Origin of the sequence: Halobacillus kuroshimensis DSM 18393 (assembly GCF_000425705.1) — a bacterium.
Classification (GTDB): Bacteria; Bacillota; Bacilli; order Bacillales; family Halobacillaceae; genus Halobacillus; species Halobacillus kuroshimensis.
Genome location: NZ_AUDY01000011.1, coordinates 116,103 through 137,514, shown reverse-complemented (window position 1 = coordinate 137,514; position 21,412 = coordinate 116,103). Strand labels below are relative to the sequence as shown.

The 21,412-nt window shown below is 47.9% G+C and carries 17 protein-coding genes; 8 read left to right on the top strand and 9 right to left on the bottom strand.

Features of this window, described 5'->3' with window-relative positions; genetic code table 11:
• Positions 1 to 126: 126 nt before the first annotated feature.
• The 4 genes from H615_RS0113390 to H615_RS0113375 all read right to left on the bottom strand — a co-directional run bounded on the left by H615_RS0113390 (position 127) and on the right by H615_RS0113375 (position 5,666).
• Positions 127 to 1,086, bottom strand: coding sequence for an ATP-dependent 6-phosphofructokinase (locus tag H615_RS0113390; RefSeq protein ID WP_027955626.1), 960 nt, complete (start codon positions 1,084 to 1,086; stop codon positions 127 to 129).
• 296 nt (positions 1,087 to 1,382) lie between these two features.
• Entirely contained in the window at positions 1,383 to 3,536 is a 2,154-nt protein-coding gene (locus tag H615_RS0113385) for a type IA DNA topoisomerase (RefSeq protein WP_027955625.1), read from the bottom strand.
• Positions 3,537 to 3,664: 128 nt separating this feature from the next.
• Positions 3,665 to 4,564 carry an ROK family protein gene (locus H615_RS0113380; RefSeq protein ID WP_027955624.1) on the bottom strand — a complete coding sequence of 300 codons (900 nt, stop codon included), beginning with the start codon at positions 4,562 to 4,564 and terminating at the stop codon, positions 3,665 to 3,667.
• Between the two features lie 154 nt (positions 4,565 to 4,718).
• Positions 4,719 to 5,666: a nucleoside hydrolase gene (locus tag H615_RS0113375; protein WP_027955623.1), complete on the bottom strand. Its 948-nt coding sequence runs from the start codon at positions 5,664 to 5,666 to the stop codon at positions 4,719 to 4,721.
• 154 nt (positions 5,667 to 5,820) lie between these two features.
• Between H615_RS0113375 and H615_RS0113370 the strand changes: the two genes are divergently transcribed.
• From H615_RS0113370 to H615_RS0113355, 4 genes are all read left to right on the top strand, one after another.
• Entirely contained in the window at positions 5,821 to 7,236 is a 1,416-nt protein-coding gene (locus H615_RS0113370; protein ID WP_027955622.1) for a hypothetical protein, read from the top strand.
• Between the two features lie 107 nt (positions 7,237 to 7,343).
• Entirely contained in the window at positions 7,344 to 8,159 is an 816-nt protein-coding gene (locus H615_RS0113365; RefSeq protein ID WP_027955621.1) for an alpha/beta fold hydrolase, read from the top strand.
• A gap of 151 nt (positions 8,160 to 8,310) precedes the next feature.
• Positions 8,311 to 8,469 carry a DUF1540 domain-containing protein gene (locus H615_RS22120; RefSeq protein WP_084163156.1) on the top strand — a complete coding sequence of 53 codons (159 nt, stop codon included), beginning with the start codon at positions 8,311 to 8,313 and terminating at the stop codon, positions 8,467 to 8,469.
• A gap of 192 nt (positions 8,470 to 8,661) precedes the next feature.
• Positions 8,662 to 9,849, top strand: coding sequence for a macrolide family glycosyltransferase (locus tag H615_RS0113355; RefSeq protein WP_027955620.1), 1,188 nt, complete (start codon positions 8,662 to 8,664; stop codon positions 9,847 to 9,849).
• A 41-nt stretch (positions 9,850 to 9,890) separates the two neighbouring features.
• Here H615_RS0113355 and arsC read toward each other — a convergent pair whose 3' ends face one another.
• From arsC to betB, 5 genes are all read right to left on the bottom strand, one after another.
• Positions 9,891 to 10,313, bottom strand: coding sequence for an arsenate reductase (thioredoxin) (arsC, locus tag H615_RS0113350; RefSeq protein WP_027955619.1), 423 nt, complete (start codon positions 10,311 to 10,313; stop codon positions 9,891 to 9,893).
• A 27-nt stretch (positions 10,314 to 10,340) separates the two neighbouring features.
• Entirely contained in the window at positions 10,341 to 11,630 is a 1,290-nt protein-coding gene (locus tag H615_RS0113345) for an arsenic transporter (protein ID WP_206933757.1), read from the bottom strand.
• An 18-nt stretch (positions 11,631 to 11,648) separates the two neighbouring features.
• The gene (locus H615_RS0113340) at positions 11,649 to 11,993 is read right to left on the bottom strand and encodes an ArsR/SmtB family transcription factor (RefSeq protein WP_027955617.1); all 345 of its coding nucleotides are present in this window, start codon (positions 11,991 to 11,993) and stop codon (positions 11,649 to 11,651) included.
• A 511-nt stretch (positions 11,994 to 12,504) separates the two neighbouring features.
• The gene (betA, locus tag H615_RS0113330; RefSeq protein ID WP_027955616.1) at positions 12,505 to 14,187 is read right to left on the bottom strand and encodes a choline dehydrogenase; all 1,683 of its coding nucleotides are present in this window, start codon (positions 14,185 to 14,187) and stop codon (positions 12,505 to 12,507) included.
• A 48-nt stretch (positions 14,188 to 14,235) separates the two neighbouring features.
• On the bottom strand, positions 14,236 to 15,708 hold the full coding sequence (betB, locus tag H615_RS0113325) for a betaine-aldehyde dehydrogenase (protein ID WP_027955615.1): 1,473 nt from the start codon (positions 15,706 to 15,708) through the stop codon (positions 14,236 to 14,238).
• Positions 15,709 to 15,985: 277 nt separating this feature from the next.
• Here betB and cudC point away from each other — a divergent pair, with 277 nt between their 5' ends.
• From cudC to ppdK, 4 genes are all read left to right on the top strand, one after another.
• Complete coding sequence (cudC, locus tag H615_RS0113320; RefSeq protein WP_027955614.1) at positions 15,986 to 16,537, top strand: choline uptake/conversion transcriptional regulator CudC; 552 nt, start codon at positions 15,986 to 15,988, stop codon at positions 16,535 to 16,537.
• Positions 16,538 to 16,692: 155 nt separating this feature from the next.
• Positions 16,693 to 17,568: a glycine betaine ABC transporter substrate-binding protein gene (locus tag H615_RS0113315; RefSeq protein WP_027955613.1), complete on the top strand. Its 876-nt coding sequence runs from the start codon at positions 16,693 to 16,695 to the stop codon at positions 17,566 to 17,568.
• 283 nt (positions 17,569 to 17,851) lie between these two features.
• Positions 17,852 to 18,670 carry a pyruvate, water dikinase regulatory protein gene (locus H615_RS0113310; RefSeq protein WP_027955612.1) on the top strand — a complete coding sequence of 273 codons (819 nt, stop codon included), beginning with the start codon at positions 17,852 to 17,854 and terminating at the stop codon, positions 18,668 to 18,670.
• Complete coding sequence (gene ppdK / locus H615_RS0113305; RefSeq protein WP_027955611.1) at positions 18,670 to 21,333, top strand: pyruvate, phosphate dikinase; 2,664 nt, start codon at positions 18,670 to 18,672, stop codon at positions 21,331 to 21,333. The genes H615_RS0113310 and ppdK overlap by 1 nt, the downstream gene beginning before the upstream one ends.
• The last annotated feature ends 79 nt before the right edge of the window (positions 21,334 to 21,412 follow it).

Sequence of the window (21,412 nt, the reverse complement as noted above, 5' to 3'; positions counted from 1 at the left end):
TACCTGTAGTAGTCCGGTTACCTCTATTGTATCCCTTCCACCCCTAGCGTTTCCATTATTTCATATGGAAACCGAGGACTTCTCCATCTACGAAAAAACTTCCCATCCTGAAGATGGGAAGTTTTTTTATATGGATAAACGAGAGGATAGGTTGTACACGTCTTCGTCCACTTGTACCGTTTTCGCATGGACAGATCCATAGGTAAGGGCTTCAGGCTGATTATCCTTTATAGTGACGATCACACCTGATTGATCCTTGATCAACAGATCGACGGCATAGGCTCCAAGGCGGCTGGCGAGAATCCGGTCGGCCGCTGTCGGGGCACCTCCGCGCTGAGTATGGCCGAGAACCGTTACACGTGACTCGATGCCTGCCTCCTGCTTCAGTCGTTCATTGAGATCGATCCCACTCACGGTTCCCTCTGCAACAACAACGATACTGTAGCGCTTGCTGCGCGACGGCCCCTGTTTGATCTGCTCAACGATGGAGTCCAGGTCCTCTTTTTTCTCAGGAATCAAAATGTTTTCCGCCCCGCCGGCAAGTCCGGACCAAAGGGCAAGACTACCGGTGTCCCGGCCCATCACTTCAATAATGGAAGACTTTTCATGGGAGGAAGCCGTATCCCGGATCCTGTCAATGTAATCCATTACCGTATTCAGAGCTGTATCAAAACCAATGACTTCATAAACACCAGGAATATCAGAATCAATCGTCGCTGGAATCGCGGCAGTGGGTAAGCCGGCTTCTTCCAGAACAGCCGCTGCCTGCAGCGACTCTTTCCCACCGATGACGATAAGGGAATCGATTCCATGCTGCTTGATCATTTGAAGTGCCTTCGCTTTACCTTCTTCAGAAAAAACTACATCAGAAGGGGAGGACTGTAATATCGTTCCGCCCCGCTGCATGATCGATCCGACAGATGCAGCATCCATCTTCTCGATTTTTCCATCTATAAGACCCTGAAAACCATATTGGATTCCAAGCATATCTACACCGTAATAAATACCGGAACGGACAACAGCCCGGATGGCTGCATTCATTCCCGGAGCATCTGCTCCGCTTGTTAATACACCGAATCTTTTCATCATGACCACTCACTTTCCACTATGAATCCGTCCCCGGCACTTGCAAATGCCGGTATGATGCTTCTCAGTTTCGTCCTTAAGCTCTCCGATTCTCTTTCTTAATCATCACCCTGTCGAGAGCTCCTCACTCGTTATTCTCCTGTTTCTTTTACAAAAATTCAACAAATACACTCCAGCTCAAAGGTATACTTAAATCATGACCACAACCACTGAAACTAAAACCTATGCTGAAGGGAAATATCCGGGTTGAAGCTTCCGCAATAACATGAAAAAGAGTCCTGACGCAGGACTCCTCTTTACGTGGTCTGCTTATTTCTGCTTTCAAAGTCAAACTTTATACTGAAGTTCTCGTCCAGTTTCAAGGCTGTGCTGAACGGCTTTTTGCCCTTAAATCCTTTGAGGACCTTCGTTTTCTTCTTCTCACAAAGCGTCTTGATCATATTTCTTGTCAGCGTCTTGCCGGCAAGCTTCTTCGGAAAAGTCACCTTACAGCCTTCCTTGTAATTAGAACAGCCATAAAACTTATAGCGGTCCATAATCTCACCGGTCTGACAGGATGGACATTTGGCAATCGGTTCTTTGCTGCTGCCCCGGGATGTCTTTTCCCCGGTACTGCGGACTTCCACCTGCTGCAGAGCCTCCGGGGTCTCCTGAATGAGTTTTTCTATAAATTGGCCGGTCTGCTTAAGAAACACCTGTCTGGAGCCTTCACCGCTGCCGATTTTCTTCAAATACGTCTCCCACTTAGCCGTAAGGGATGGACTCGACAACAGTGTGCCTTCGATGGCTTCACAGAGCATCTTACCTTTTTCCGTTACATAGACGTTATTCTTCTTCACTTCAATATAATTCTGCGCTTTGATAGTTTCGATGATGCTTGAACGCGTTGCTTCGGTTCCCAGACCTTCGACCTCTTTTAAAATTTCAACGTCCCCTTCGTCATCCATCAATTTTCCGCATGTCTTCATCATATTGATCAGCTGACCTTCAGTGTACGGCTTCGGAGGCTGTGTCATGCTTTCTTTAATATGAAGCTTCGCGTCCACTTCTTCTCCCTGATGAACTTCAGGAAGGAGGGGTTCCTTTTCCTTCGCTTTGGCCGGCTTCGGAAACAGTTCCTTCCACCCTTGACTGACATCGCGCTTACCGGTCGTCTTAAACGGCAGCTCTTTTACATGCGTGTACAGGGTCGTTTCTTCATAAATGTAATCGGTATGGAACATGGCAAGCGTCGTTGCAAGCACCTCATTGTAAATGTTCTGCTCATCACGGCTCAGCCCGCTCAGTTTCTTCTCTGTCGGCACCGATTTTGTCGGTATGATCGCATAGTGCTCCTGCACCTTGCTGCTGTCGACGTACCGCTTCTTCGGCTTCGTGGAAACCGGCGTAAACGACACGTTCAGCGTTTTCTGGTACCCATCCAGATTTTTCACCAAGTAGGAAAATTCACTTTCCGTTATGAAGTTACAGTCCGTCCGTGGATAGGTGACGAGTTTTTTCTCATACAGCTTCTGCATCGTTTTCAATACATGGGATGGTGTATACTTCCAACGCCGGTTCGCGACACTCTGCAGCGTGGATAGCGAATGAAGCTTCGGTGATTTGATGTACTTCGTCTTTTTATCAACATTTTCCACAACACCAGACAGCGATTCATTCTCCTTTAAACCGTACTCATCCATAAAGGCTTGTACTTTTGCCTTATCCTTTTCCTTGATTTTAGCCAGCCCTTTATAAGAGCCTTTCTCCGCCTGGAACTGACCTTCAATCTGGTAAAAGGGCTCAGAGACAAAGCTTTCAATTTCCTTATGACGCTGGTAGATCAAATACACGGTCGGGGACTGGACGCGTCCAATCGACAGGTAGCTGCCAAAACCCTTTTTCTGCAGCAGCAGAGTAAACAGACGACTGGCGTTGATACCGACCAGCCAGTCACTGATCTGGCGGGCTTTGGCTTCTTCAAACATCCGTAGATCCTTATCATTGGCCTGCAGGTTTTGAAATCCTTTGCGCACTTCATCCCGCTCGAGGGAGTTGATCCAAAGCCTTTTGACAGGCTTGTTTTTCACCCCCGTAAGGCGGAGGATGCTGTAGAAAATGTTAGAGCCTTCCCGGTCGACGTCCGCAGCATTGATGATCACATCAGCGCTTTGGAACAGTTTTTTGACGGCTTGGAACTGATCCCATTTCCCTTTGGAAACTTTTTCAAGGTACCGGTCCGGAACGATCGGCAGCTGATCCAGCTTCCACTTTTTCCATTCGGGCTTATAATCGTGGGGCTCCTTCAGCTCAACTAAATGGCCGACCCCCCACGTAATGACCGCTCCATCCGGGAACGTATGGTCAGGTTTTAATTGTATATGGGTTTTCGTTTTATTTTGCACGGTAAAGGCCTCGGCATAGGCTTTTGCCTGCGAGGGTTTTTCGGCTAAGATGACCACCTTTTCCATGGTCTTCCACTCCCTTCAATAGACCACAAGAGTACTATGAGACAGGGCGGAAAGCAAGAGAAAATGGAGGAGTGTTTCAACAAAAATCTACGTCATATGATGAGAAGGGCCTAACACAGATGTCCCCATCAGAGCGCTTCTGTACGACCGAGCAGTGCTGCACCTATCAATCCTGCTTTCGTGCCGAGCTCAGCCGGTTCAAGCTTCACTTGATTTCTCAATTGCGGATACAAGTAATCATTCAAACGTTCCCTCAGAGGGACAAGCAGCAAATCCTCCGCCTGCATTACTCCTCCCCCCAGAACAAACACAGATGGATTTACAATGTGAGTGAGGTTTGCAATGCCCATAGCTAAATACGTAATCGTATCATCAACGATGAGGGCTGCTGCTTCGTGCCCTTCCTTCACCTTCCGGAAAACCTCTTCCGCACCGCCGTCTACACCAAGACGCGCTTTTCCTTCTCTCCCGATAGACGTACCAGAAGCAAGGGCTTCGAAGGAACCAGCATTCAGATTGGACCAGCTTGGGCCGTCCGGCTTTAAGATCATGTTGCCGATTTCTCCGGCATACCCCTGGGCACCTTGCACGATTTTCCCGTCGAGGACATAGCCGCCGCCAATTCCCGTGCTGATCGTTATGTAGAAACTGGACGCATGGCCCCGTCCTGCACCGAATGCTGCTTCGGCAAGCGCAGCAGCGTTGGCATCATTATCGAGGTGGACCGGAACATCGACCGCTGCCTGCACCTCATCGACAAGGGGAACGTCCTCCCATCCCGGCAGGTTCGGAGGGCTGAGGATTCTCCCTTCATGAGGATTGAGAGGACCTGGAGATCCGATCCCGATGGAAGAAATATCATGCCCGTCCATCAGTTCCTTGATCATATCGTTCATCTGCTGAATCACGTACGCCGGCTCTTTATCCGTTTCGGTGCGGATACTTTTTTCAACAAGGATGCTTCCTTTCTCATCTACGACACCTGCGCGCAGGTTGGTGCCGCCAAGATCAATGCCGATGGTCTTCATATCCATCACTCCTTTACGATTCTTCTTTATACATCTACTATACATGCAGAATGAGGACCTACCAAATGAAAGCCAGCCTATAAATTCCTTCTCTATGTTTCATTACCAAGACGTAAAGTTTTTACTCGTCTTTTTCATAAAAATAGAAATCCACCTATTCAATAGAAGATAAAACGCGGATAAGCGTCTGCTTGTATTTTTCACGGTCCACCGCTTCACAGACGCGCACATTGGGTTGACATCCACTCCTGTTATTGATGTCCACCATGCTGTACCCGCGGGTCAGCCTCCCCTGAGTCTCGACTTCGACGTAATAGGAATGCGATTCAGTCATGATGGATTCATCCGCAGCTATAGCGGTAAGCAGTGTATCCGGATGGGTGGTTCCGGGCAGACGGTGTACTTCTTTATTGAACTGTCTTACCACCTTGTTGACCGCTGTGAAAAATCGTGAACCGGTGGTATTCAGATCTTCGATTTCCCGATGGTCCTCCTCATCCATCACCGAATACGCGACGCACATATCCCATCCCACCATCGTGACAGGAACGCCAGACTGGAGGACAATATTAGCAGCCTCTGGATCGACCCAGAAATTGTATTCAGCCGCAGCTGTAATATTGCCGAGCGAGTTATTCGTTCCTCCCATGACATACACATGCGCAATCAACGGAATAATGCCGGGATCTTTTTGAAAAGCCATCGCAATGTTAGTTAGTGGAGCGATAGCCAGCAGTTCAATTTCCCCAGGATTCTTCCTGATCGTTTCAATAATAAAATCTACAGCATGTGTCGTTTCCGGACGCTGGGTGGCTGAGTCAAAAAAAGCACCGCCCATGCCATCCTTTCCATGAACGTCTTCAACGGTACGGTGAGCCGTCATCCCCACTGCATTCAACGGACGCTCCAAACCTTTGTATACCGGCACTTTCTCCTCCAGGGCTGCGACCTGAATCGTATAAAGCGCATTTTCAACTTCCTGATTGAAAGCCACATTTCCCCCGGTAATGGTTACCCCCTCCACCTTGAAATGATGCAGCGTGGTCAACAAAGCGATAGTATCGTCGCCGGCTGTATCTGTATCGATAATGACGCGTCTCATCTTACGTTCCCCCTCATGTATACGTATTCCTTCCTATTCATCATACTAAAGAAAAAGATAGAACCCTATGCTTCTGTGCACATCCTAAGATAATTGAGACGCCATATGATACGATATGTGAGTCAATACAAAGCAAGAGATTGGAGCATCCAACATGAAAGCAATGGCCAAACGAGGCTACACTTTATTTATCAGTCTTTATGTCCTTATCTATTTTATCGTTTCCTTTGCTGGCGGAGAGCCCTTGTCCACCGCTATGTCATTGTTTGGTCTGGCCGCCTTCATCATAGGGTATGTTCTGCTTCCGGTAAAACAGGCATGGATTTCATTACTCCTGTTAATCATTGCCCTGATTGTCCACCTCATTGCGGGCACCTCTCTCACTCAGGGCGTGGTGGAGGGCTTTACCGTGATGAGTGGATTGATTGCGCTCCTTCTGATCGTCCCTGCGATCAGCTGGGTGCTTGAGGAAAAGCCGTACATCGAATCGGTCATCAACTTTGCCCAGAGGCTTTTGAATACGAGCCGGAAATTTTATTTCGGAATGATGGTCATCACCCAGATCATCTCCTACTTCCTGTTGTTCGGATCGATTCCGATGGTATACGGGATGATCAACGATTTTCTAAGCAAACAGAAAGGCGAAGCATGGGAAAACTATAAAGGGACCGCCCTGCTGCGGGCCTTCAGCTTAACGACGATGTGGGTCGTCAGCATTCCAAGTTTCATTTTCGCCGTCGATTCTCTCGGTGCATCACTCGGTTTATCAATTTTGCAGGGGTTCTTTATATCCTTTGCCGGCATCCTTCTGTCTGTTCTCTTTTCAAAATATCAGGAGCGGCACTACGGAGTAGATTTGACCGCAGGTATTCAGGAGCAGCTTGCTGAAATTGCCGAGCAGAAAAAACAGGACACCCGCGGCAACAAAGATGCTGTCGAGTTTGCTGTATTATTTGTGACGTTGTTCGGATCAATTTTCATCCTGAACGCTGTATGGGCTGTCGATCTGCTGTTGATTATTCCGATCGTCATTACCGCCTGGGTCATCCTTTACTTCATCGTCCGCGGTCGGACGGGGGCTATTGTAGAAAACGGAAAAGTATACCTGAAGGAAAGCATCCCTAATAAAGCCCAGCAGTTTTCCATTCTGTTGGCCGCCGGCTTTTTAATCAATGCGGTCAACCAGTCAGGATATGGAGAATACATTATCGATGGACTGTTTTATATTACAGATGCTGTACCGTTCCTGAACTTCCTCTGGGTGCTGCCATTTGTTGTTATCATCCTCGGATTCATCGGTCTGGGACCGTTGACGGTCATCGTTCTTGTATCCGGGATTCTTCAAGGGGTGGAACTTCCATACCCGCCGGAAATTGTCGTTCTCGGCATCACATCAGGAAGCGTAATTTCCATCATGGTATCGCCGCTCATTCTACCGTCAATCATCTTAAGCTCCGTAAATAAATTAAGCATCGTCAAAAACGGACTGATGTTCAACTACAAATACGCCATCGCCTTTTATTTGATGGTCCAGCTGTATCTACAGCTTGTTGTTTTCTTCTTCCTATAATCTAAAAACGACAGGCGTTCTGCCTGTCGTTTTTTAGTATTCCGGATTAAAGAAATGGGAATCGGTGGATATGAATAGAATGAGATAACAACCTTCGGAGGTGGAGCATGAAAACGTATATTGAAGTGGAGCCAGGGGTCGAGTTGTATGTAGAAGATCACGGAGCGGGAGACGTCCTCGTTTTCATACCGGGATTTACTTTTACGACAGAGGTTTTCTCCCGGCAGGTGGATCACTTTTGCAAAACCCACCGGACCATTGTCATCGACCCAAGAAGTCACGGACGATCAACCATGACGGTTCACGGCAACGACTATGCCACCCATGGAGCCGATTTACAAAAAGTTCTCCAAGCGCTGAAAATCGAAAACCCTATTCTGATAGGATGGTCATTCGGTTGTCTTACAGTGTGGGAATACATCCGCCAGTTCGGGACGGATGACATGAAAGGGCAGGTTCTTATTGATATGCCGCCAAAATCCTTATCCCACAATGAGAATCAGGACTGGGTGGAAGGAAAGCTAGACGATATGGCAGCAGCTTACACGAATTATCTCCGAAATCCCAAGGGACAGCGGGATTTCATTTCCGCCTATGCGAACAGTGTGATGGTTCAGAGAGATTTAACGGAGGAGGAGCTGTCATGGCTGGTGGAGCAGTCGCTCACGACACCCTATTACATTGCAGCCAACCTTTTTTCATCCGGTCTTTTTTCGGATTATCGTGAAGAAGCAGCATCAGGAAGTCAACAGATTCCAACGCTGTATGTTGTGGCTGAGCACTGGAGCAGCACTGCCCGTCCTTACTTAAACAAACTCGCTCCCAAAGCAGCTGTCGATGTCCTTGGGGGCCACATGATGTTCTGGGAACATCATGAAAGGTTCCATACGCTTATGGAAGCCTTCCTCGCCAAACAAACCTGACGAAGAGCTTCTATCAATTATGATGCTGAGAAAACGACCTCATCTGTCATAGAGGTCGTTTTCTATCATATAGATCTATTATGGACAAGCTGTTGCGTAGTCATGAATCACTGAAGGTATAGAATGATATCATACAGGGAGGTGAACCTGAATGGCTTTAGAAGTTCTATGTGAAGTGAACAACTGTATCCATAATGAAGGTGGAGAGAAATGCGGAGCCCCTGCTATCTCCATCGTAAGCGAATCCGGACGTACCGCTTCCTCTCAGGAAGAAACCGACTGCCGTACATTTGAGGCAAAAGAAGTGTGACGGTCTCTCCATTCACAGCGGCCTTCACGGCTGCTCTTTTTTCCACTACACTGATAAAAAGAATCATTTTCACTCTTCTTCCACCTCTCCCTCTTTTCTCCCATTTATAAACAAGATGGTTTCCTCAAGCTTTACGCCCCTTTATTATGAAACGTGAGTGTTGACTCACATTTTATAAAGAGGTGACGAAAAATGGCTGATATCCTAATGATCAACGTTCCCGCAGAAGGTCACGTAAACCCGAGCCTCGGTGTTGCGAAGGCCTTTGCTGATCGTGGGGACAACGTCCACTACATAACTACTGAAAAATATAAATCCCGCCTTGAAGGTGTAGGGGCACACGTCTATCTACATGAGGATCACCTGCTCATCGGCGGTGTTGATCCTTCTTCAGAAGAAGGGATTCAATCCTTCATCAACATCATGCTGCAGACGTCTCTCGATATTTTATCGATAACGAAGCAGCTTGCCGAAGAGATTTCCTTTGATTTTGTTTACTATGATTCTTTCGGAGCGGGCGAACTCGTCAGGGACTACCTGCAGATTCCTGGCTTCTCATCATCCGCCTCTTTCCTGATTCCTGAAGATTACCGCAAACGTCTTCCTCTTCATCCGGACCACACGGATACACTGGAGTACAGCGACAGGAACAAACAATTGATGGAAACGATGAATCAGGAATTCGGAGTGGCGCCATCGTCCATGCTGCAATTCATGCATAATCAAGGAGAGCAGACGATGGTCTACACAAGCGCCTATTTCCAGCCCCGTTTAGAGGAGTTTGGTGAGGAAAATTACTTTATCGGCCCAAGTTTTCCCGAGCGGAAGGGCGCCCACGATTTCCCTCTACAAGAATTGAAGAATGAAAAAGTCCTGTACATCTCAATGGGGACCGTCCTTGATCAAGTAGAGGAGTTTTTCAACCTGTGTATCGACGCCTTTGGTGATTTTAAAGGGAAAGTAGTCATTGCGGCCGGATCGTTTACCGACTTCAACAAAATCAATGCGGCTCCGGAAAACTTCATCATCCGGTCCTACGTTCCTCAGCTTGAGGTACTGGAATACACCGATGTCTTTTTAACCCACGGCGGCATGAACAGCGTAAATGAGGCCATTGACAAGGAAGTCCCGATGGTTGTCCTTCCCCGGGATAAAGATCAGCCTATGGTGGCAGCGAGACTTGCGGAGCTTCACGCCGGTTATCCGATTTTCCCGAACGAAGTGTCGAAAGAAGCGCTGCATCGAGGTGTGGACCAAGTCGTGAACGATGAAGCCTATCTGGAGGGAATCCGAAAGATTAAGAAAAGCTTTGATCACTGCGGCGGCCCGCAGGAAGCCCTCGCCGTTATCGATCGGTATCTGAACAAAAGAAACGGATAAAAAGAAGCCGGGACTTGATCAAGTCCCGGCTTTTCTCATTCTTATTTTTTCTCTTCGGCAAATGTCTTAATGCGGTCGGCAATCTCGTCACGGACACGTTGGAATACCGCCCATTTTTCTTCCTCTGTCCCTTCCGCTTTCGCTGGATCATCGAAGCCCCAGTGGAAACGTGTGACGTGTGGAGGCGTCATCGGGCACTTATCATTGGCATCTCCGCAGAGGGTAATCGCATAAGCCGCATTATTAAGAACATCGTTATCAATGATTTCAGACTCTTGACCACTGATATCAATACCCACTTCATTCATCGCTTTTACAGCGTTCGGGTTTAAGCCATGGGCTTCGATACCAGCCGAACGGACATCAAATTCCTCTCCCAGGTATTCTTTTCCGAACCCTTCGGCCATTTGACTGCGGCAGGAATTTCCTGTGCATAGAAAGTAAATGACTGGTTTGTTAGACATAAAGCATTTCTCCTTTTTGAATAGTTGTTATAAGATGAGCAGCCATACATAGAGACCGACTAATGTAATGAATAAGGTAGGAACGGTAAGGACGATCCCTATCTTAAAGTAATAGCCCCAGGAAATTTTCACACCTTTTGTCGAAAGGACATGAAGCCATAATAAGGTGGCCAGGGATCCGATCGGCGTAATCTTCGGTCCAAGGTCGGAACCGATGACGTTGGCATAAATCAAGGCTTCTCTCATGGTTCCCGTGGTATTCGTCTCGGCAATCGCCAGGGCATCAATCATGACTGTCGGCATGTTATTCATAATGGACGACAGGATAGCCGCAATGAATCCCATCGATACGGTACCGACAAACAACCCTTGGTCTGCTGTGGCCTGAATCACATCAGCCAGTACGTCCGTCAAGCCGGCGTTACGCAAACCGTAGACAACGACATACATCCCAACCGAGAAGAAGACGATGGCCCACGGGGCTCCTTTGATCACTTCTCCCGTTTTTACAGCCGCACTTCTGCGCGCCATCATTAAGAAGAAGATGGCCACGATGCCGGCAATTATCGATACTGGAATACCGAGCGGTTCACTCGCGAAGTACCCGACTAACAGAACCGCCAGAACGGCCCACGATAAGCGGAACATTTTATGATCCTGGATCGCATCCACCGGCTTCTTCAGCTGAGCCAGATCATACTGCCCCGGGATACTCTTTCTGAAAAACAAGAATAAAACGAGGATACTGGCCGCTAAGGAAAACAAGTTCGGTACAACCATACGGGATGCGTATTCAATAAATCCGATATCGAAAAAGTCCGCAGAAACAATGTTGACGAGGTTACTGACAATCAGCGGCAGTGAAGTCGTATCTGCAATAAATCCACTCGCCATAATAAACGGAAGAACCATCGCTTCCTTAAAGTTCAAGTTTCGTACCATCGCCAGGACAATCGGCGTCAAAATCAACGCCGCCCCGTCGTTGGCAAACAAAGCAGCCACAACTGCACCAAGCAGGGTGACATAAATAAACATGCGCCGGCCATTTCCTTTAGCAGCACGGGCCATATGCAGCGCCGCCCATTCGAAAAATCCGATCTCATCCAAAATCAGCGAAATGATGATAATCGCCACGAACGCGAGAGTGGCGTTCCAGACGATATCCGTCACAGCGAGAACATCCTGAAAATCAACGACACCAAAAATTAGAGCAAGTATGGCACCCGCACAGGCGGACCATCCAATCCCCAGATTTTTAGGCTGCCAGATGACAAAGATCAGGGTAAGTATAAATATAATCGTTGCTATCCATGCCAAATCCAAACAATCCTCCTACTAGTCACACTGGATGCGTTTACCGGCTTTCTCCAATGCGATTAACTTTTCTTTTTGATCAGGTATTTGATTCAAGACTTCCTCAATAATCGGGTATGTCTCATGACGGGTGTTCAAGGAATAAAAGATCCACTGACCTTTCCGCTGCTCCTTCACCAAGCCCGCATCCCTGAGTTTCCTTAGATGCTGACTGACAGAAGGCTGACTCATTTCCAGGACATCTACAAATTCGCAGACACAGCACTCGCCATCCTTCAACAGTCCAACAATTGTCAAACGGGTTTTATCTCCAAGAAGCTTCAGCGTTTTTGCAGCTTCTTCCAACGTTATTATGGTCTTTTCCATAACATCACCTCAACCATCAGTGTATAAGTATATGCTTATATTTGCAACATGAAATTACCCCCTTTCCTTTTCTTTATACTTCCATGGACGCCACAGATCCTCCATATACTTCGACCGTACAGGCCTTTCTGCGAAGCGCAGCAGCCAATAACCTCCAATCAGAATAGACCATAAAAACAACAGAGAATAAAAAGGAATCATCATGACCTCTCCATACCATATCCCTTACAAGATTTTTGAGTAACCATACCCCCCGAAATAGTTATATAAGTATATACTTATAAGTTAATGAGAATATGATAACTCAAATTAAATAGAAAGTAAATATTGAGTTAAGGAAAAGCTTCCATATAAAAAACCCCTTCGGCATTCATTATGTGCCGAAGGGGTTGGTTTAGAACAAAAATCATTCAAGGGAGCTGCTGCCTGGCGGTCGAAACTTTTTCTTCACTTTCCGGAAAAGTAACGGGAAGAGGTTCCGGAGGTCCGAAGATAGTATGCACCTTACAAATTATTTAGAAACCGTTCCCGCATCCGGCGCATGAACACCGTGACGGTAAAAGTCAGCATCGATCGGTTCAAGAGGCTGACGACCACGAATGAGATCCGCCGCTTTTTCTGCGAGCATCAATACAGGAGCGTGGATATTTCCGTTGGTCACATAAGGCATCGCAGAAGCATCCACAACCCGAAGGTTCTCCAGTCCATGTACTTTCATCGTGTCTGGATCAACAACAGCCATTGGATCGGATTCAGGACCCATTTTTGCCGTACAGGACGGGTGAAGCGCTGTTTCCGCGTCCTCCCTGACCCACTCGAGAATCTCTTCATCAGTCTGAACGGTCGGGCCCGGGGAGATTTCTCCAGCATTGTAAGGCTTCATTGCCGGCTGCGACATGATCTTACGGGTAACCCGGATCGCCTCCACCCATTCCCGCTTGTCCTGCTCCGTAGAAAGGTAGTTGTACACCATACTCGGGTGTTCTTTTGGATCTTTCGAGCGAATTTTCAGTGAGCCGCGGGCATCGGAATACATTGGTCCAATGTGTACCTGGAAGCCGTGATCTGTCGGCGCTTTCTGACCATCGTAACGGACGGCAAGCGGCAGGAAGTGGAACATCAGGTTCGGATATTCCACTTCATCATTGGAACGGACGAACCCTCCGCCCTCAAAATGGTTCGTTGCTGCCGGGCCTGTCCGACCCATCATCCATTGAAGGCCAATCCAAGGCATACGGGCCTTGTTCAAGTTTGGCTGCTGGGAAACGGGCTGAGGGCACGCGTGCTGCACGTACACTTCAAGGTGATCCTGAAGATTCTCTCCCACTCCCGGCAGGTTAACGACCGGCTTAATTCCGAGTGAGCGCAGGTGTTTTTCTTCCCCTACTCCTGATAACTGCAGAAGCTGTGGAGTATTGATCGCCCCACCGGACAAAACAATTTCTCCGGCCTCCACCTGATGGGTTTTGCCATTCCGCTGATACGTCAATCCTTTGGCTTTTGTTCCTTCGAAATTGATGTGTTTCACAAATGCGCGGGTTTTGATCGTTAAATTTTCACGATCGGATACCGGGTGAAGATACGCACGGGAGGCGGACATCCGCTGCCCCTTATAGACATGCTTGTCAAAAGGTCCAAAGCCCTCCTGACGGAAACCATTCACGTCCGGTGTACGGGAGTATCCAGCCTGGGCGCCGGAGTTAAAGAACGCCTGGAACAATGGATTCTCAGCCGGACCACGTTCCAGCTTAATGGGACCATCATGCCCGCGAAGGTCATCATCCGGGGAACCAATAGCATTCTCCAGACGTTTGAAGTACGGAAGACAGTGGGCAAAGTTCCACTTCTCCATTCCTTCGTCCGCTCCCCAGCGCTCATAGTCCATCGGATTTCCACGCTGATAAATCATCCCATTGATGGAACTTGATCCTCCAAGCACTTTTCCACGCGCATGCTTGATGCGGCGGCCGTTCATATGTGGTTCAGGATCGGATTCATACTTCCAGTCATACAAACTCTTCCCCGCTGGGAACGGCAGGGCTGCCGGCATTTGAATCAAAAGGTCCCAGGAGTAATCACTGCGTCCAGCCTCTAAAATCAACACACTTTTCTTTCCGTCTTCACTGAGGCGGTTTCCAAGTACAGATCCCGCACTTCCTCCACCGACAATGACAATATCATAGTATTCACTCATCGATTGTTCCTCCTCTATCTATCTGTTCTATAAAATTAAAAGGTATGATCAAAACCAGTGGATGGGTTCAGGCTTCAAGTTATGGAAAATATGCTTCGTTTCGGTATACTCTTCCAATCCTGGTCTGCCCAGTTCACGCCCGATACCGGACTGCTTGAATCCTCCCCATGGTGCGTGAGGGAAATAAAGGTTGAAATCGTTGATCCAGACCGTTCCCATACGCATTCTCGCCGCGCAGCGCTCTGCTTTTGCAATATCCATCGTCCAGACACCGCCGGCAAGGCCGTAAACCGAATCATTGGCAAGGGTGACCGCTTCTTTTTCACTGCGGAATTTCTCTACAGTTATAACAGGACCGAAGCCTTCCTCCTGAACGACTGTCATATCTGTCGTACAGTTTGTGAAAATAGTAGGCAGGTAGAAAAATCCCTGCTGAAGTTCCGGATCTTCCGGACGCCGTCCTCCGACAACGAGGGAAGCTCCTTCTTTCACGCCCGCTTCCACGTAAGCTTCAACTTTAGCCAAGTGTTCAGCTGAGATGAGCGGCCCCATCTGAGTATCTTGTTCAAAACCGCTTCCAAGCTTGAAGTTCTTCACCCGCTCGACAAGCGCATGTACAAAATCGTCATGAATCGCTTCATCGACAATTAAACGCGTACCAGCTGAGCAGATCTGCCCGGCATGGAAAAACACCCCATTCAAAGCCTGGTCGACAGCTGTTTCAAAATCAGCATCAGCAAAAATGATATTCGGATTCTTGCCGCCCAGCTCCAAAGCCAGGTTTTTCACGTTGCCGCTGGCGGACTGCATAATTTTCTTCCCTGTGGCAATCCCACCGGTAAAGGAAATGAGATCTACATCATCATGACTGGAAAGCTCAGCACCAACCGTTGCTCCTGACCCCAGGACAAGGTTGACGACGCCGGCAGGTATGCCCACTTCTTCCATCAGTTCAAATACTTTGATAGTGGTCAGCGGTGTGATCTCACTCGGCTTCATCACGAGAGTGTTTCCAGCAGCAAGCGCCGGTGCAAGCTTCCAGGACGCTTGTAAAAGAGGATAATTCCACGGCGTAATCTGACCGCAGACTCCTACGGGCTCGCGGACGACTTTGCTGATGGAATCCTCCACAGGCGCATCGATCAATTCTCCACCTTCTTTATCCGCAAGCTCTCCGTAATAGCGGAAGACTCCTGCAATATCCTCCATATCTCCGCGGCTCTCTTCCATCGTCTTTCCTGTATCCAGTGACTCGAGGTAAGCCAGTTCCTCTTGATCCCGTTCTATAAGATGACCAATTTTCGTAACCAGCTCTCCGCGCTCGGAAGCAGGCGTCCATGACCAGTCTCCTTCATCAAACGCTTCTCTTGCTGCAGCGATTGCAGCGCGGGCATCCTTCTCATCCCCTTCCGGAACCTCTGCAATGACCTCCTGATTGTACGGATTGATGATGCTGCGTTTCTTACCGGACTGTGCATCCACCCATTCTCCATTGATGTATTGCTGTTGTTTTAGATTCATATTGATTCACTCCATTTTTGGAAGTAAGTTAACTTTATTAAAAATTTATTTAACAAACTTAACGCTAACATTGTTCTTCTAAGGTGTCAAAACTCCACCAGAATAATATTGATAAAATTCCCCTAATACGTCTATAACTATAGAAGGGACAGACTTTCGGACAAATGTGAGCGTCCCAGTGCATTTGACATTTCAACTGAAGCCGTTAACATGAAGTTCATAAAGAAAATTTGATAAATATTTAACACGATTTACTTTAGAACGAAGGAGCGACCCGATGAGTGAATCAACGGATGGACCAAAACTTAAAATAGAAGAAGCCAAAGGGAAAGTGATCGGTGCTATTGCCGAAACGATGGATTTATACGGGGTGACCCCGGCTGCAGCAAACTTATATGCGACGATGTACTTCAAGGATCAAATGACCCTTGATGAAATGCGTACAGAACTTGGGATGAGCAAACCGAGCATGAGTACGAGTGTCCGTAAGCTCCAGGACATCGATATGGTGAAAAAAACCTTCACCAGAGGGTCCAGGAAGCATACGTATGCGGCTGAAAAGAACTTCTTCCGCTCGTTTATGTCGTTTTACTGCCAGATGTGGGAGCGGGAGGTCAAAATGAACCTCGACGCTATTGAAGAAGCGCAGGAAGACTTTATCAATGTCATCAAAGATGCCGCAAGCACCCCTGATATCGTAGCGGAAGCCAAGCAGTTCTATGATCAATTGGAGGAATCCAAAGCGTACTACCACTGGCTGAATGATTTGGTTGATAGTATTCGAAATGGGGAAATTTTCGAGTTTCTCCCGAAGGATAAAAAAGAATAATAAAGCAGGCAGTTGGAATTCAGGCTGCCTGCTCCTATACATACCTCTCTTCAAAGAGGTCATTTGTTTCGTCTTTTCGTTAAATAAATTCTTAACAAATTTAATTAAGCGTATATTGGAATTCATATACAATACTTAAAAGAGGAGTTTTTAACATGAAAATGTGGACAAAGGGATTAAGTTTATTAGGCACCATGCTCTTCATTGCCTTCCTTTCTGCTTGCGGAAGTGCAGATGGAGAATCGACGGACAGCGGTGATCAGGAGATTTCCATCGGTCAAATCAACTGGGCGGAAAATATTGCTGTGACCAACATGTGGAAGGTGATTCTGGAGGACGAGGGCTATCAAGTTAAACTCAACAACCTGAACATGGGCAGTACAATGAAAGCATTGGAAAGCGGCGACCTTGATGCAAGCCTTGAAATCTGGCTGCCCGTCCAGGATGCGAACTACCTGGAAAAGTATAAAGATGATGTGAACTTTTCTGAAGCTGCATGGTTTGACAATGCGAAAGTCGGGCTCGTTGTTCCGAGTTATATGGAAGAAGTGAATAGTGTAGAGGACCTGAACGAACATAAAGACTTATTCAACAGCCAGATTACAGGCTTCGGACCGGGTGCAGGGACGATGGAAGTGACGGAACAGTTGATTGAAGACTATGATTTGAATTATGAACTACTGCCAAGCTCTGAATCTGCCATGCTCGCAGAAATCGGGAATGCCGTGAAAGAAGAAGAACCGATTGTCGCTCCGCTATGGAGCCCCCACTGGATTTTCTCCGAATATGATCTGAAGTTCCTTGAAGATCCTAAAAACACGTATGGCGGTGTTGAAAAAATCCACCATGCGACACGACTTGCATTTGATGAGGATTATCCGGAAGTGAGCGGATGGCTGAAAAACTGGAAAATGAATGACCAGCAGATCGGCGAGTTGATCACTTACGTGGAAGACAGTGAAGAACCTGCTGATGGAGCTGAAAAATGGGTGGAAGAAAACCAGGATTTGATTGATGAATGGATAAAATAAAATATACAAAAGCCGGTCTGCTGCTGCAAAGGCCGGCTTTTTTTATATATACACTCTCTCCTCCTTTTCCTACTATGATGAAAACCATCAGACATCTCTATAAAAAATCTTCCTATTGTAACTCCATAAGAATGGTGATATCATACTATTCATAAATAGTATGACACATTAACTTAATTATGATCATTAGTGTGTCATATTAAGTCGCAATCCTGAAAAGAACAGCGAAATAACTCCTACATCCACGGATACTGCGGCCATTAACCAAGCAGGGAGAGGTTTTGTGACTAAACAAATAACGGTATACATTGTCTCTGACTCCGCGGGGGAATCCGCCGATCTTATGATTAAGACAGTCATGAGTCAATTTACTGGGCAGGATATCATCATGAAACATTTTTCCTATGTGCAGAATAAGCAGGAAATGAATAATGTCATCACATTAGCCAAGTACAATCCTTCCATCATCGCCTATACGATCGTCACGCCCACTCTCAAACATTATCTTGACCAGCGTGCGGAAGAAGAAGGAATTACGGCTGTAGATATGATGAATCCGCTCATGGGTGTGTTTTCTCAAAAGTTTCAAATGGAACCCACCTGTGAACCAGGACAGATCAGAAAGCTGGACGAAGACTACTTCAAGAGAATTGAAGCGATTGAATTCGCTGTGAAATACGATGATGGGCAGGAAGCTAGAGGCCTGAACCAGGCAGACCTTGTTCTCGTCGGCGTTTCCCGGACATCCAAGACTCCTCTATCGATGTATTTAGCCAATAAGAAAATTAAAACGGCCAATGTCCCGCTGATTCCGGAGATTCCGCCACCACCAGAACTTTTTTCAATTCCGGGAATCAAATGCATCGGCCTGATCATTACTCCTGAGAAGTTGAACGACATCCGTAAAGAACGCTTGAAAAACCTCGGACTTACCGGTCCTGCTAATTATGCGTCTCTGAACCGGATCCTGACTGAACTGGAATACGCTCAAAATATTATGAAACGTATCGGCTGCCCAATTATCGATGTGTCTAATAAAGCCATCGAAGAAACGGCTGATATTATTTTAGATCTCTATAACAAGAGGGGGAGTTTTGCGTGATGGATAAGACGTTTGTTTTCATGTTCGATCAGCTTAAACATGCAGGGAAAGAGTTACTGGGAGGAAAAGGAGCCAATTTGGCCGAAATGACGAAGATCGGTCTGCCAGTGCCCTACGGGTTTACAATCACGACGGATACATGCCGCTCCTACTACGACTCCGGCCAGCAGCTCCCTGAAGAAGTCGAGGGACAGGTGCTTGATGCGCTGAAAAAACTGGAGGGGACCACAGGTAAGGAGTTGGGCAGTCCATCAAATCCCCTTCTCGTGTCTGTCCGTTCCGGCGCGGTTCATTCAATGCCCGGGATGATGGACACCGTTTTGAACCTGGGCATGAATGATGACACGGTCAAAGGGATGGCCGAATTGACCGGAAACCCCCGTTTCGCCTATGACTCTTACCGCCGCTTCATTCAAATGTTCAGTAATGTTGTGTTAAAAGTGGATCACTATCATTTTGAGCAGCGTCTCGAAAACGCACGGACTGAAAATGGATACACATCCGATACGCAAATCACTGCAGAGGATTGGAAAGGCATCATCGAAGATTTTAAATCCATCGTCAGCGCCCAGACCGACCGGACATTCCCGGAGGACCCGAAGGAACAGTTGTTTCTCACTATCCGGGCTGTCTTTGATTCCTGGAACAATCAGCGTGCCGTTTTATACCGCCGTCTTAACCAAATCCCAGGCCACCTCGGAACAGCCGTCAATGTCCAGAGTATGGTTTTCGGTAACATGGGCGAAGATTCCGGTACAGGTGTAGCGTTCACCCGCAATCCGTCCACCGGCGAAGCGAAGTTATACGGAGAATACCTGATAAATGCCCAGGGTGAAGACGTCGTTGCCGGCATCCGTACCCCTCAGCCCATCGCCAGCCTGGAAGACGACATGCAGGAGGTCTATCAACAGCTGGAGGACACGTGTAATCTGTTAGAAAATCACTATAAAGATATGCAGGATATCGAATTCACGGTGGAACGCGGAAATCTATATATTCTGCAGACCCGCACAGGAAAACGCACAGCTCAAGCCGCCATCCGGATTGCCGTTGAGATGGTACGGGAGCAGATTATGGACAACCGCGAGGCCCTGCTGCGCGTAGATCCGGATCAGCTTCACCAGCTCCTCCACCACCGCATTGACCCAGGACACGGGCGTCCTCAAATCGCGACAGGACTGCCGGCCTCCCCGGGTGCTGCCTCCGGACAGGTCGTTTTTGATGCGGATGAAGCCGAAGAACTGGCCGGAAAAGGAAAGAAGGTCATCCTCGTCCGCCCGGACACGACACCGGATGATATTCACGGGATTGTAGCAGCACAAGCTGTCGTCACAAGCCGCGGCGGAATGACAAGTCATGCGGCCGTTGTCGCCAGAGGCATGGGGAAAGCATGCATCTGCGGCTGTGACTCCATCAAGATTGATCTGGAAACCGAACAGTTCACCACAGGATCTGTAACGATCAAGCACGGCGATCTGATCACGATCGACGGAGGCACTGGTGAAATTTTCGACGGGGCCATCCCAATGATTGAGCCGGAACTATCCGATGAATTCCAGCTTCTCCTCCAATGGGCGGACGAGGAAGCTCAGATGGGGGTGCGGGCCAACGCCGACAATCCAGTCGATGCTGCCAAAGCCTTGGAGTTCGGGGCCGACGGAATCGGGTTGTGCCGGACCGAGCACATGTTCATGGACGCCTCCCGGCTGCCGACGGTGCAGGATATGATTTTGTCTGAAACGGACATGGAACGGAATGAAGCATTGGATAAGCTGCTGCCGATGCAGCAGGAAGATTACGAGAAAATCTTTGAAGTGATGCAGGGACATCCAATTACGATCCGCTTGTTGGATCCACCGCTCCACGAATTCCTCCCTGATAAAGAAGAGCTGCTCGTAGATGTCACAAGACTTTCCTGCACGAACCCTGACGCGGAGGAACTGCAGACGAAGAAAAACATGCTGCGGAAAGTGCGGCTTCTGGAGGAATCCAATCCAATGCTCGGCCACCGCGGCTGTCGTCTTGGCATGATCCACCCTGAAATCTATGAAATGCAGGTCAGAGCTGTCTTCCAAGCCGCGGCCAATGTTATGAAAAAAGGAATCACGGTCATCCCCGAAATCATGATTCCTTTAGTAAGCCACGTTAACGAACTGAAAGACATGCGCCGACTCGTCCTGAACATCAGCCGGCAGGTGGAAGAGCAGGAAGGAGAGAAATTTCAATTCTTGATCGGAACAATGATTGAAACTCCGAGAGCCGCGTTAACGGCCGACCAGGTCGCACAGGAATCCGACTTTTTCTCCTTTGGAACGAACGACTTGACCCAGACCACATTCGGGTTCAGCCGGGATGACGCAGAAGGGAAATTCCTTCACCATTACGTCGAAAACGATGTCCTTCCACAAAATCCGTTCGTATCACTGGATCAGGATGGTGTCGGAAAATTGGTAGAAAACGGAGTGAAGCTGGGCCGGCAGACGAAGCCGTCTTTAAAAACCGGCATCTGCGGAGAACACGGTGGCGAAAAGACATCCATCCAGTTCTGCTTTAACCTTGGGATGGATTATGTAAGCTGCTCACCTTTCCGGGTCCCTTCCGCCCGGCTGGCAGCTGCTCAAGCATCCGTTCGTCATACACTCCAAGTTCCGCAGTATCAGTAATAGAAGAAACAGGATTCCCCCTCAAAAAAAGGACGCTGAACCGACCTCCAAGGTTTGTTCAGCGTCCTTTTTTCTATGA

Coding starts and splice junctions, on each gene's coding strand:
- betA (WP_027955616.1), bottom strand. CDS start 14,187: ATGAGTGAATACTATGATATTGTCATTGTCGGTGGAGGAAGTGCGGGA.
- arsC (WP_027955619.1), bottom strand. CDS start 10,313: ATGTCTAACAAACCAGTCATTTACTTTCTATGCACAGGAAATTCCTGC.
- H615_RS0113355 (WP_027955620.1), top strand. CDS start 8,662: ATGGCTGATATCCTAATGATCAACGTTCCCGCAGAAGGTCACGTAAAC.
- ppdK (WP_027955611.1), top strand. CDS start 18,670: ATGGATAAGACGTTTGTTTTCATGTTCGATCAGCTTAAACATGCAGGG.
- H615_RS0113370 (WP_027955622.1), top strand. CDS start 5,821: ATGAAAGCAATGGCCAAACGAGGCTACACTTTATTTATCAGTCTTTAT.
- H615_RS0113315 (WP_027955613.1), top strand. CDS start 16,693: ATGAAAATGTGGACAAAGGGATTAAGTTTATTAGGCACCATGCTCTTC.
- H615_RS0113375 (WP_027955623.1), bottom strand. CDS start 5,666: ATGAGACGCGTCATTATCGATACAGATACAGCCGGCGACGATACTATC.
- H615_RS0113365 (WP_027955621.1), top strand. CDS start 7,344: ATGAAAACGTATATTGAAGTGGAGCCAGGGGTCGAGTTGTATGTAGAA.
- H615_RS0113390 (WP_027955626.1), bottom strand. CDS start 1,086: ATGAAAAGATTCGGTGTATTAACAAGCGGAGCAGATGCTCCGGGAATG.
- H615_RS0113340 (WP_027955617.1), bottom strand. CDS start 11,993: ATGGAAAAGACCATAATAACGTTGGAAGAAGCTGCAAAAACGCTGAAG.
- H615_RS22120 (WP_084163156.1), top strand. CDS start 8,311: ATGGCTTTAGAAGTTCTATGTGAAGTGAACAACTGTATCCATAATGAA.
- H615_RS0113385 (WP_027955625.1), bottom strand. CDS start 3,536: ATGGAAAAGGTGGTCATCTTAGCCGAAAAACCCTCGCAGGCAAAAGCC.
- betB (WP_027955615.1), bottom strand. CDS start 15,708: ATGAATCTAAAACAACAGCAATACATCAATGGAGAATGGGTGGATGCA.
- H615_RS0113380 (WP_027955624.1), bottom strand. CDS start 4,564: ATGAAGACCATCGGCATTGATCTTGGCGGCACCAACCTGCGCGCAGGT.
- cudC (WP_027955614.1), top strand. CDS start 15,986: ATGAGTGAATCAACGGATGGACCAAAACTTAAAATAGAAGAAGCCAAA.